Genomic DNA, 12,484 nt, shown 5'->3' on the forward strand with positions numbered 1-12,484 from the left:
TATCTCAGTGACTTAATAGTGTTATTAATATAATTTCTCATCAATAATAGAGGTGGATAAATGAAAGTTTCAGCACGCAATCAGTTAGTTGGTAAAGTTATTGATATTATTGAAGGTGCCGTTAATAGCGAAGTGATTTTATCTTTAGCGCATGGTGAAAAACTTGCCACAATTATTACTAAAGAGAGCTGTGACAGTTTAAAGATCAAAAAAGATGGCGAAGCAATTGCCATCATTAAAGCACCGTGGGTTGTCTTAGCACTACCTGATTGCGGTTTAAATTTCTCTGCGCGTAACCAATTTGCAGGTAAAGTAACTCAAATCGCACAAGGCGCAGTGAACTCGACCGTTCATTTAGAAACAGCTAAAGGCTTAGAACTGACAGCTGTTATTACAAATGAAAGCTTACAAGAGATGAAGTTGGCAAAAGGCAGTGATGTTTTAGCATTAGTGAAAGCATCTAGTGTGATCGTTGCAACGCGTAAATAATAGTATTCAATCTTTTGAGATAATAAGTTTAGAGATAAAAAAAGAGGCTAAATAACTAGCCTCTTTTTCGTTGATATTAATCAGATTTTTAATCCCGATCATCCATTATTTAAGTGACAAAAATTAATCATCAGCGACACCTGCAACTTTCAGAGTGTCGTAAATATAATTTTTATAACTGTTAATTAATTTTTCGTCTTCACAGTCATTTAATTTACCTTCACATAAGTGTCGCATTTGAATATTGGCTTTATAGAAAGGTGATAATGGTAAACGTGCGCGCTCCAGTATCATGCCACCTAAGAAGCTAATATCCGTTAACTCACCCGTTGAAAGTGACGCACCTTGCGTTAGGTTGTCTCTCAATGTGAATTGAGTGATATGTGCAGGGTTAGTAAATGGTGATTGGTAATTATTTAATTCAATATTAGGTTGATGATCACCAAAATAGAGAAACATTGTCGGTTTTTCTCTTTGGGCGACAAAATTAGAGAAATCTTTAATTGCCGGATCGCTGGTAATAATTTTTTCCATATAGTGGCTAAATTTACCCGGTGCATTACTGCTTTCTGTTTGACCCGTAATTTGGTAATCATCAGTATGAGATTCATCATAAGGGCCATGCTCATACATCGTTAATGAAAATATAAATAAAGGTTTATCTGTTCGTTTTTTAAGAACTTCCTCGATATAACCCAGCATATCTTGTGTTGATATTTTCCAAAGATTTTCTTCCAAATGCCCAGGATAACCTAACTCTTGTGGTTGGATAATTTCATCAACACCCATTTGCTCATAAGCATAACCAGCATGATAAGCACTGCGATTAAATGGGGTGAGTAAAACCGTGTAATAGCCTTCAGCTTTGAGTTGGCGGAATAAACTTTCATTAAGATTATCGACAACAAAATAGAATACCGAATTCTTACGGGCACCAAAATCGTCAGTATTTAATCCAGTTAAGATGGAAAACTCAGAAAGCCAAGTACCACCACCAAAGGTTTGTACACGTAAAGGGCTTTGAGCACTCACACCTTCATCTTTTTGGAACATGAATAAATTAGGTAATGCGAGATCTTTATCAAATTGATAAATGGAAGGATTAACCGTCGATTCTTGTAATAAAACGATGATATCGGGCTTTATGTCAGTTTGTGTCTCAGGTAATGCCGTTTTATTTGCTTTTTCAAGGAAGTAATCAGCACTTTCTTTAAAATAAGGAGGGTGATATGTCGTTTGGTAACCAGACATAATCAAATTAGTGACGGTACCGCGGCCACCAGGTAATGTGCCTTCCCATTCAGCTTGCCACTTTTCAACAGTAAAATGGATAGTAATGACGCCAACAACCATTAGCAGTAAGCTACTTATGCGTAAAGCTGGGCGTGATCTTTTGGAAAAACGCCAAGCAATCAACATATTAATAAGAAGCCATATTAGCATTGCAACCAATGCCACACCGGCTTCCCAATAATGTCCTAATGTCCCTAAATTCGAGCTATCAAAAGCTAAATCAAAGTCAGAGAACATTAATGTCTCTTTGTAATAATGGACTTTAAGTTGGTTAATAAACTTAGTGATCAGGAAAAGCGTACCTGTTGTAATGACAGAAAATAAAATACGTCCTGATAAAATAAAGAAAAGAGAAAAAAGAATAAAATAAGCACCTACAGAGAGTAGGGCTGTATAAATAAGGCTCGCTTTTTCAAAAACAATAAACAGAGAGCCAATAAGAATAAGTGCAAGGTAAGCACTTCCTAATAGTTTTTTCATATCTCTTCCGAGTATAGCCATAAAGAATGGGATTTAAATTTTACAAATATTGTAGGCGATAACCTTAATTAGACTGAATAGATTATTCAGCCTAATTATATTCTTTATTTAGAATAGCCCTTTATCTCGTAAAATATGAAGATCTTTTTTGCGCCGTGTAAAACCTGTACGGTCAAAATATTCTAGGATTTGTACTGCTAATTTACGCCCTACAGATAATTCATCACGAAAATCCGCTGCGGTGACACTGCCATTACTCTCATTATATTTCACAATAATGGAGGCGAATTTTTCTATAGATGTATGGGTATAGTAGCGATCAGCAATAATTGGGATAATTAAACCTAACTGTGCGGCTTTGCGTAATAATGAGCGAATTTCTTTTTCATCATTTTTCATTTCATTGGCAAGATCACGTACCCACCAAGGTTCAGATTGCTCAAAATAGACTTTAGCATGTTGCCATAACGCATCTTGTTCTGGAGAAAAAGCAAGACCATGGGTGGGAAGGTGAAGCCAACCTCGACTTTGGCTAATTGCACCATCTTTTCGTAATTGATCAATTAGGTGATAAACCAACTCATCATGATAAGTTGGTAGCGCCATACGTTTTAAACGTGAACGTCCGATGCCCATTTGATCATTATGTTGTTGGTGATATTCCTCAAGTGTATTGAGTAATTTTTGTTTTGCATTATCAGCATTTTCTTTAGAAATAATAACGCCAGCAACGTTAATTAGATCAAATGTTTCTAGTAGCTGAGTGAGCGCACTTTCAGTTAATTGCTGAGCCCAAGCAAACTGATTTAGAGATAATTCACCTTTTGGTAAACATAACGCTAAATTGGCACTGACACTATCAGCATTATCTAGTTGATGTAGCCAAGCTAAGAACTCACTTTGTCGTTTGCCTCTACGTGGCGAATGCAAATGTAAGATTTTCGCTGCGGCTAATGTACGTTGGGCACTAATATCACGTAAAATAAGCCTGTCGTTATCCACCAGCCAAAGTGGTTCATCAAGAATAAGCTCAGCTAATTGAGGTGTTTCGTTAGCATCATTTAAGAGCGCAACACGGCCTGTAATATGGCGAGTACCGTGATGAATATGTACAGGCTGCCAATGCTTTAAAGGTTCATCAGCGATTAAACTGACTAAGATTTTATGGGCTTGGTAGTTAGGTTCTTGAGAGAGCAACCAATCGCCACGAGAGACATTATCTTTACTGACATCTCCAGTGAGATTAATGGCAATACGATGACCGGCTCCAGCACTTTTTACTGGTTGATTTTGTGCGTGTAATGCTCTGATCCTTACCGGTTTATCAGCACCTGTTAGCCAAAAAGTATCACCAATAGCTATTTGCCCAGCGAGGGCGGTACCCGTAACGACTAATCCCGCCCCTTTAATACTAAAAACGCGGTCTATCGCTAAGCGAAAGCGTTTATGCCATTGGGGGTGTTGTTGCTCTTGTTGATGAAGGTTAACAAGATAGTCACGAAGCGCTGGAATACCTTCACCTGAAGGGGCTGAGGTGACAAAAATATCAGGTTGTTGCCAGCCTAAATTGGCTAATACATCAGTTGTTTGTGAACGAACTTCTTCAATCCGTTCGGGCGTAACACGATCTGCTTTAGTGAGAATAACGGTAACTTGAGGACAGCCAGCAAGGCGTAAAATAGAAATATGTTCAATGGTTTGGGCCATAACACCATCGTCACAAGCCACAATTAACAGTGCATGAGAGATCCCACCAACGCCAGCAAGCATATTGGAAAGAAATTTTTCATGACCGGGCACATCGACAAAACCAATAGACGTTCCGTCATCTTGACGCCAATAGGCATAACCTAAATCTATGGTCATGCCTCGTTTTTTCTCTTCAGGTAAATGAGTAGTATCTACCCCAGTAATGGCCTGTATAAGTGTGGTCTTTCCGTGGTCTACGTGACCTGCTGTCGCAAAAATCATAGTAAAAGTGCCTGTATTAATGCATTTTCATCCTCAAGACAGCGCAGATCAAGCCACAGGCGACCATCAGTAATTCGACCAATAATCGGCTTTTCTAAATTACGCCAATGCGCAGCTAGCGCATCTAACTGGCTACCTTTTCCATCTTTGGCTTCAAAGGTAAGTGCTGCACTTGGTAAACTTTCAATAGGTAACGAACCACTGCCTATTTGAGAAGCACATGAGGATATCGTGATATGGTAGTTATCCCCATAATATGCCTGAAAATGAGGCAATAACCGTTGCGCCATATCATTAATTTCTGTTTGTGTCCGAGTTAACAAACGTAATGTCGGAATTTCAACTACCATTTTTTCTGGTTGCTGATAAAGGCGTAATGTGGCGCCTAATGCCGCTAATGTCATTTTATCAACACGTAATGCACGCTTTAAAGGGTGGCGCTGAATAGCCTCAATCCACACTTTTTTACCAAGGATTATCCCTGCTTGTGGGCCACCTAATAATTTATCACCAGAGAAAGTAACAAGATCGATACCTTGTTGTAGATAATCTTGAGGCATCGGCTCTGAAGGTAAACCTAAAGCAGCTAAGTTAGTCATTGAGCCACTGCCTAAATCGATAGCGGTAGGTAAATTCATCTCTTTACCTAAAGCGGCTAATTCATCACCATGAACTTCTGCGGTAAAACCTTGAATAGCGTAATTGCTGGTATGAACTTTCATCAGCAATCCCGTATTTTCATTAATGGCGTTACGATAATCTTTAAGATGAGTGCGATTTGTTGTACCCACTTCTTTGAGTGTACAACCCGCTTGTGTCATCACATCAGGGATACGAAAAGCACCACCAATTTCCACTAATTCACCACGGGAAACCACGACTTCTTTATTGGGTGCAACAGTTGCAAGCATCAATAAAACGGCGGCAGCATTGTTATTAACAATACAGGCATCTTCAGCCCCCGTTAATTCACATAACAAATCTGCGATAGCGCGATCACGGTGTCCTCTTGAGGCACCATCGAGAGAATATTCTAAGGTTGCAGGGGCGCGCATAACTTGGCTAACGGCTTCGATAGCAGATTCAGCCATTAATGCTCGGCCTAAATTAGTGTGTAAAACAGTCCCTGTTAAATTGAAAACAGGTTTAATTGACGATTTTCGTTGTAATGTAATGCGATTTTGTAATTCATTCGCCCACTGGTTATGCCATGCTGGTAGGTTATTATCTTGGCGAATAATGATACGCGCTTCTTCTTGTAACTTTCGTAAATGCTCAGTAATAAATGTCTGACCATAAAAAGTAACTAAAGCCTGAATTTCTTCTTGATGCAGCAACTTATCAATAGACGGTAGCTGGCTGTAAAGTGAGCGCGTATCATTTGTCATACTAGTACCTAATTATTATTCATTTGGGAACAGGAATGGGTTAATGCTACTACGAGCAAATCCTTCTTCTTCCATTTTTGCATCAAGAACAATAGACGCTAAATCATCAGCAACAGCATCAACATTGGCATCTTTTTCTTGATATAAAATTTTCAGATAGCTTCCACAGTCACCACAGCTTTCTGCTTTAACTGGAGCATTTTCACTGTCTAATGACCAGTAATTTAATTTACCTGTTAGCTCACAGTTGGTGCATTTAATACGCACAACATGCCACTCGGTTTCACATAAATTACAATGTAAATAGCGTAAGCCTTGTGTTGTTCCGATTTGTACCATGCTTGTCACTGGCATACTGTTACAAACAGGACAGAATTGGCGATTTTCACCATATTCTGTTTTTGCTTTACCTGGGATATTAGAGGCCAATTGTGCCCAATAAAGGGATAATGCAGACCAAATAAAGACTGATTTATCCGCAGATACTTTTGAATATTCATCATTAAGTAATGCTGTCGCCATCTCTTCTAATTCAGTTTCAGAAGCTTTAGATAGGTTTTCTAATGTGATAGTGACACTTTCTGGTACAACTGGACGTAATTCAGCAATAATCGAGACTAATAAAGCATGCCAATGTTTACTACGTTTGAATGTTTTTTTATCTAAAGGTGCAATACCCGCTTGCTGTGTGAGAAGTGGCGCAAGATCAATGACTAATGGATTGTCATGGAGTGCTTTTTCTTGAGCCTTAGCAATTTCAGCTGCAAATTCAAGGTAGTCTGCAAAAGGATTATCTTTTGCAAGTGTTTGAAAACGTTCAGCACGACGTTGATAAAGGTTTTTTAGATTAGGGAATAATACCGGTGGAATGAAACTAATCCCTTTTTCTGATTGCTCTTTACCTAATTGCTCTTTAGGAACGATGCGAATACTCATAACGTTCTATCTTCCTATTATCTTAAATTTTATAGTGAATACCCACAGGGTTTGGCTTCAGAATAAATCAAATACAGACATGAAGCCATGACAGTGGGTAATAATAGCGTGATTTTATTGTTTTTTTACGCCTTAAAACCAGACGTAAATTGAATAAAAAACGGAGGCTAACAAGCCTCCGTTTGTTCAGAAATACACTTTAGGGCATTATTTCTGTGACTGCTTTTCGGCTTCTTTTTTCTCTTCTTCGAGAATTTCACGATACCAACGAGGGTGATGCTTTTTAGCCCAACCACGAGTTACCCAGCCTTCAATCATGCTACGAATTGAACCTTTCACCCAGAACGCCGCATAAGCATGAACAAATACGGTGATTATCAGTAAGATTGCTGATAATGAGTGGACTAATAAGGCAATTCGGATCACTGGGATCGAGAAATAATCTGCGAAATAAGGACGCCAAATAATAACACCACTGACTGTTAGTAAGATCAGGCTGATACTTAATGTCCAGTAAATGCCCTTCTGACCTAAGTTGTAGTGGCCAATATCACCAGCTTCTTCATTTTGCAGTACTTTATGAATGTTTTTAGCCCAGACTAAGTCATCTTTATCAATAAAGTTGTGCTTCAGATATCTGAAGAACATAAAGAGAAAGAGAAACGCCATCACGCTACCCACGAATGGGTGTAATAAACGCGACAGTTCTGGTGTACCTAAAATATTCATAAACCAGTTCAGAGATGGGAAGAAGAAACCCAATCCGCTGATAGCAGTAAACAGAAATACAATCACTACTAACCAATGGTTAATACGTTCAGAAGCGGTGTGGCGAAGAATTTTATCGCCTTTCTTCTTCATCATTTCTGCTCCTCCTTATTCACAGAGGTCTGTGTTTTAGAAGATGCTTCCATCTCTTTGAGCGCTTCTTCTTCATCTTCTTCAGTTGTACGGTTTGGACCGACACCTAAATAATGGAAAATTGCACCCGCGAAGGTTGCGGCAAAACCAACTGCTGCTAATGGTTTCCAGATACCTTTCCAGAATTTAACGGTTGAGCTAATTTCTGGGTTTTCTGGTAAACCATGATACAGGTTTGGTTTGTCAGCATGATGGAGAACATACATCACGTGTGTACCACCCACACCTTGTGGATCGTAAAGACCAGCGTTGTCATAACCACGAGTTTGCAGTTCTGAAACACGTTCGCTTGCAAGATTGATCATCGCTTCTTTCGAACCAAAATGAATCGCTCCTGTAGGACACGTTTTCACACATGCAGGCTCTTGGCCGACTTCAACACGGTCAACACATAACGTACATTTGTAAGCACGGTTATCTTCTTCGTTAATGCGAGGCACGTCAAAAGGACAACCAGCAATACAATAACCACAACCAATACAGTGTTCTGATTGGAAATCAACAATACCGTTAGCGTATTGAATGATGGCACCTTCTGCTGGGCAAGCTTTTAAACAGCCTGGGTCAGCACAGTGCATACAACCGTCTTTACGGATCAACCATTCCAGCTTGCCATTCTCTTCAACTTCAGAGAAGCGCATTACTGTCCATGATTTTGCCGTTAAGTCAGTTGGGTTATCGTAAACACCAACGTTAGTGCCAATTTTATCGCGAATATCGTTCCATTCAGAACAAGCAACCTGACAGGCTTTACAGCCGATACAGGTTGTTACGTCGATAAGTTTTGCCACTTCTTCCTTGTAATCCCGCACATGAGGTGCGGGAGTAAGAGAATTGGTGGCAGAGCGACGAATAATGTCTTGGGATTGCAGTGACATAATTTATCTCCTTACACCTTTTCCACATTAACAAGGAACGCTTTAAACTCAGGCGTTTGTGTATTTGCATCACCAACAAATGGCGTTAACGTATTAGCAATAAAGCCTTTGACTGCAACACCTTCAAAGCCCCAGTGGATAGGAATACCAATGGTATCTACTTTACGACCATCCACATCAAGGGTTCTAATACGTTTAGTCACCACAGCTTTGGCCTTGATATAACCACGTTTTGAGCTGACTTTAACGGTATCGCCTTGAACAATGCCTTTTTCTGCGGCTAAACGCTCACCAATTTCAATAAATTGTTGTGGCTGAATAATCGCATTCAAGCGCGCGTGTTTAGTCCAGAAGTGGAAATGTTCTGTCAGACGATAAGTTGTACCGACATATGGGAAATCTTCTGCTTTACCCATATCTTTCCAGTCATCTTTAAAGATACGTGCTGCTGGGTTTGAAATCACATTTGGATGCAGAGGGTTAGTACCCAATGGTGTTTCAATTGGCTCATAGTGCTCAGGGAATGGACCTTCTGCCATCTTATCGATAGCAAACAGACGTCCCATACCTTCCGGCTGCATAATAAATGGACCAACATCAGAACCCGGTGCAGCGTTGCTATAGTCAGGTACATCAATACCTGTCCATTTGCTGCCATCCCATTCGATTAATTTACGTTTAGGATCCCATGGTTGACCTTGTGGGTCTGCCGATGCGCGGTTATAAATAATGCGACGATTAAGAGGCCATGCCCATGCCCAACCTAATGTATTACCTAATCCTGATGGATCGGAGTTATCACGGTTAGCCATTTGGTTGCCTTTCTCTGTCCAGCTACCTGCGAAGATCCAGCAGCCACTTGCTGTGGTACCATCATCACGTAACTGAGCGAACGAGCTAAGCAGTTGACCTTTTTTCAGAATGATATTGCCATCAGCGTCTTTTAAATCGACTAATGCTCTACCATTACTTTCTTGTGCAACTTCTGAGGATGTTGGATTATCAGGATCAAAGTAATCCCAAGTCATGTTCAACACCTGCTCTGGCATCGCGCCGCCTTCTTCTTTGTAGAGTTGGCGTAAACGATGGAAAATACCAGATAAAATCTCAGCATCAGGGATAGCAACACCTGGGGCATCTCCCCCTTTCCAGTGCCACTGTAACCAGCGACCAGAGTTAACGATAGAGCCGTCTTCTTCTGCGAAGCAGGTTGTTGGCAGACGGAAGACTTCTGTCTGGATATCTGCTGTTTTAACGTCGTTCTCTTCACCGTGGTTCTGCCAGAAACACGAAGTTTCAGTGTTTAGCGGATCCATTGTGATAAGGAATTTCAGTTTTGATAATGAACGAACAACTTTGTTCTTATTCGGGAATGATGCAACTGGGTTAAAGCCTTGGCAGATGTAACCGTTGACTTCACCTTTATCCATCATGTCGAAGTATTGTAGAACGTCATAAGGTTTGTCCCACTTAGGTAACAGTGAGAAGCCCCAATCATTATCACGTTGAGCATTATCTCCATAGAATGTCTTCATCATGCTGACGAAGAATTTAGGATAATTGCCCCAGTAGTTAACTTGTCCCGGTACTGTCGCTTTTGGCGTATTCGCAGCTAAGTAGGTTTCTAATGAAGTCTGCTTATCAGAAGGCAGAGTCATATAGCCTGGCAAGCTTTGAGATAATAGACCGAGGTCAGTTAAGCCTTGAATATTGGAGTGACCACGTAGTGCGTTAACACCGCCACCAGCCATACCCATATTACCTAACAGTAATTGGATCATTGCCATGGTACGAATGTTTTGGGCACCAACAGTATGTTGAGTCCAGCCTAATGCATACAGGAAAGACGCTGTTTTATCTTTCGCTGCTGTTTCAGCAATATATTCACAGACTTTTAAGAAATCATCTTTTGGTGTACCACAAATCTGAGTAACCACATCAGGCGTGTAACGGCTAACGTGTTGTTTTAACAGATTCCAGACACAACGAGGATGTTGTAATGTGGTGTCGCGTTTTGCGAAACCATTTTCATCCATCTCGTAGTTCCAAGTGGTTTTATCATATTTACGTTTTTCTGCATCATATCCGCTGAATAAACCATCATCAAAGTGATAGTCTTCACGGACAATCAAGCTAGCATTGGTATAAGCCTCAACGTATTCTTTTTGATATTTCTTATTTTCGAGCAGATATAAGATAACGCCCGATAAGAACGTAATATCAGTACCAGAACGAATAGGCGTATAGAAATCCGCAACAGCCGCAGTACGGGTGAAGCGAGGATCAATAACAATGAGCTTGGCGTTATTATGGATTTTAGCTTCCATCGCCCAGCGGAATCCCACAGGGTGCGCTTCTGCCGCATTACCGCCCATAACGACGATAAGGTTGGCGTTTTTCATATCAACCCAGTGGTTGGTCATCGCACCGCGACCAAATGTTGGAGCAAGACTTGCTACCGTTGGTCCGTGTCAGACACGCGCTTGGTTATCGACAGCTAGCATCCCAAGAGCTCTTGAGAATTTCTGAGTTAAAAACCCAGTTTCATTGCTTGCTGCAGAGGCGCAAAGCATACCCGTTGTTAACCAACGGTTGACTTCTACACCTTCTTTATTGAATTTCTGGAAGTTGGCATCGCGGTCTTTTTTGATTAAGCGCGCAATACGATCAAACGTTTCTTCCCATGAAAGTTTTACCCATTTATCCGAGCCGGGTGCACGGTATTCTGGGTGTTTTAAACGACCTTCACTGTGGATGAAATCCACAAGACCAGCACCTTTAGGGCATAATGCACCGCGGTTTACTGGATGGTCTGAGTCACCTTCAATATGGAATATTGTTTCTTTTGCGTTTTTCGCGCCATCGCCCAGACTATACATTAATAGTCCACAACCGACAGAACAGTACGTACAGGTATTGCGGGTTTCGCGGGCTCTCAGTAGTTTATACTGACGCGAGCCTGCTAGCGCAACTGCTGGTGCAAAACCGAGCGCCGCCGCTGTAGTACCTGCCATACCGCCAGCACAGATCTTAAAGAACTGTCTTCTGCTGACCTGCATGGGGTCTCTCCTCATCATACATTGCTTTTACTGACTCTGATTTTCTTCACGAAAATGGAGCTGATTGTTTTTTTATTCCTATTATCCTTAATAGGATCAGGTTCATTGCCTGATAGGTAGTGTAAAATCGTTTTACCCATATTGTTATTATGTATTAATAAATTTAGGAATTCATCTTATGGATGAAACAAAATCGACAAAATTGTTAACTAAACGTGTAATCATTGGCGTAGATCAAACAATTGTGCAACACAAAGGATCGCTTAACAGACAAGAAGACGATTATATTGCACTCGAAGTTCCTGTTGCATTAGTGTACAACGGAATTTCTCACGTTGTTATGATGGCAAGCCCTAAAAATTTAGAGTTGTTCGCTGTCGGATTTTCTTTATCCGAAGGCATTATAAAGTCTTCTAATGAAATTCGCAGTATTGAAATTGTTGAAAATTGTAACGGGGGCATTGAAGTTCAAGTTGAATTATCAAGCCGACGTTTTATGGGATTAAAAGAGCGACGCCGTAATATGACCGGGCGTACAGGTTGTGGGATTTGCGGAACGGAGCAACTTGAAGAGATTTTTCGTCCTATTACGCCATTACCTTTTACACAAACATTTTCACTTTCAAATCTTGATAAATCATTAGAGCAGATGACAACCGTTCAAGAAATTGGTGAATTAACCGGCTGTACTCATGCGGCTGTTTGGTTATCACCAGAGGGGGAAATGCAAGGTGGCTGTGAAGACGTTGGTCGTCACGTCGCACTTGATAAGCTTTTAGGCATGAAAGCACAAGAGCAATGGAGTGAAGGTGCGGTATTAGTCTCTAGTCGAGCCAGTTATGAAATGGTGCAAAAAGCGGCGATGTGTGGTGCCGAAATATTATTTGCAGTTTCTGCGGCAACCTCTTTAGCTGTCGAAGTCGCTAATAAATATAATGTGACGCTGGTGGGCTTTTGTCGTCGAGGAAGAGCAACCGTGTTTACTCATCCACAACGACTGACTGATTAATGAGCATGAAACACATTAAAATAGGTGTAATGACTATATATTCTCGCATTACACCTATTT

General features: G+C 40.6%; 9 protein-coding genes. 2 read left to right on the forward strand and 7 right to left on the reverse strand.

Annotation, left to right across the window (positions count from 1 at the left end):
• The first annotated feature begins 60 nt into the window (after positions 1-60).
• On the forward strand, positions 61-489 hold the full coding sequence (locus LW139_RS20415) for a TOBE domain-containing protein (RefSeq protein WP_227336217.1): 429 nt from the start codon (positions 61-63) through the stop codon (positions 487-489).
• 123 nt (positions 490-612) lie between these two features.
• On the opposite strand, the gene LW139_RS20420 is transcribed toward LW139_RS20415, so the two are convergent.
• The 7 genes from LW139_RS20420 to fdnG all read right to left on the reverse strand — a co-directional run bounded on the left by LW139_RS20420 (position 613) and on the right by fdnG (position 11,415).
• Positions 613-2,262 carry an LTA synthase family protein gene (locus LW139_RS20420; protein WP_166539260.1) on the reverse strand — a complete coding sequence of 550 codons (1,650 nt, stop codon included), beginning with the start codon at positions 2,260-2,262 and terminating at the stop codon, positions 613-615.
• 108 nt (positions 2,263-2,370) lie between these two features.
• Positions 2,371-4,233 carry a selenocysteine-specific translation elongation factor gene (gene selB, locus LW139_RS20425; protein WP_247850446.1) on the reverse strand — a complete coding sequence of 621 codons (1,863 nt, stop codon included), beginning with the start codon at positions 4,231-4,233 and terminating at the stop codon, positions 2,371-2,373.
• Complete coding sequence (selA, locus tag LW139_RS20430) at positions 4,230-5,621, reverse strand: L-seryl-tRNA(Sec) selenium transferase (RefSeq protein ID WP_166539262.1); 1,392 nt, start codon at positions 5,619-5,621, stop codon at positions 4,230-4,232. The genes selB and selA overlap by 4 nt, the downstream gene beginning before the upstream one ends.
• A gap of 15 nt (positions 5,622-5,636) precedes the next feature.
• A complete protein-coding gene (gene fdhE / locus LW139_RS20435) occupies positions 5,637-6,557 on the reverse strand; it encodes a formate dehydrogenase accessory protein FdhE (protein WP_247850447.1) in 921 nt (306 codons plus the stop codon).
• A gap of 207 nt (positions 6,558-6,764) precedes the next feature.
• The gene (fdoI, locus tag LW139_RS20440; RefSeq protein ID WP_227336220.1) at positions 6,765-7,421 is read right to left on the reverse strand and encodes a formate dehydrogenase cytochrome b556 subunit; all 657 of its coding nucleotides are present in this window, start codon (positions 7,419-7,421) and stop codon (positions 6,765-6,767) included.
• On the reverse strand, positions 7,418-8,356 hold the full coding sequence (fdxH, locus tag LW139_RS20445) for a formate dehydrogenase subunit beta (RefSeq protein ID WP_036933457.1): 939 nt from the start codon (positions 8,354-8,356) through the stop codon (positions 7,418-7,420). Before fdxH ends, fdoI begins: the two co-directional genes overlap by 4 nt.
• 11 nt (positions 8,357-8,367) lie before the next feature.
• Positions 8,368-11,415 carry a formate dehydrogenase-N subunit alpha gene (gene fdnG / locus LW139_RS20450; RefSeq protein ID WP_247850448.1) on the reverse strand — a complete coding sequence of 1,016 codons (3,048 nt, stop codon included), beginning with the start codon at positions 11,413-11,415 and terminating at the stop codon, positions 8,368-8,370.
• A gap of 178 nt (positions 11,416-11,593) precedes the next feature.
• Here fdnG and fdhD point away from each other — a divergent pair, with 178 nt between their 5' ends.
• The gene (fdhD, locus tag LW139_RS20455; RefSeq protein ID WP_166539264.1) at positions 11,594-12,424 is read left to right on the forward strand and encodes a formate dehydrogenase accessory sulfurtransferase FdhD; all 831 of its coding nucleotides are present in this window, start codon (positions 11,594-11,596) and stop codon (positions 12,422-12,424) included.
• Positions 12,425-12,484 lie beyond the last annotated feature (60 nt).

Origin of the sequence: Proteus vulgaris, from assembly GCF_023100685.1 — a bacterium.
GTDB lineage: Bacteria > Pseudomonadota > Gammaproteobacteria > Enterobacterales > Enterobacteriaceae > Proteus.

Coding starts and splice junctions, on each gene's coding strand:
- selB (WP_247850446.1), bottom strand. CDS start 4,233: ATGATTTTTGCGACAGCAGGTCACGTAGACCACGGAAAGACCACACTT.
- LW139_RS20420 (WP_166539260.1), bottom strand. CDS start 2,262: ATGAAAAAACTATTAGGAAGTGCTTACCTTGCACTTATTCTTATTGGC.
- selA (WP_166539262.1), bottom strand. CDS start 5,621: ATGACAAATGATACGCGCTCACTTTACAGCCAGCTACCGTCTATTGAT.
- fdxH (WP_036933457.1), bottom strand. CDS start 8,356: ATGTCACTGCAATCCCAAGACATTATTCGTCGCTCTGCCACCAATTCT.
- fdoI (WP_227336220.1), bottom strand. CDS start 7,421: ATGATGAAGAAGAAAGGCGATAAAATTCTTCGCCACACCGCTTCTGAA.
- fdhE (WP_247850447.1), bottom strand. CDS start 6,557: ATGAGTATTCGCATCGTTCCTAAAGAGCAATTAGGTAAAGAGCAATCA.
- fdhD (WP_166539264.1), top strand. CDS start 11,594: ATGGATGAAACAAAATCGACAAAATTGTTAACTAAACGTGTAATCATT.
- LW139_RS20415 (WP_227336217.1), top strand. CDS start 61: ATGAAAGTTTCAGCACGCAATCAGTTAGTTGGTAAAGTTATTGATATT.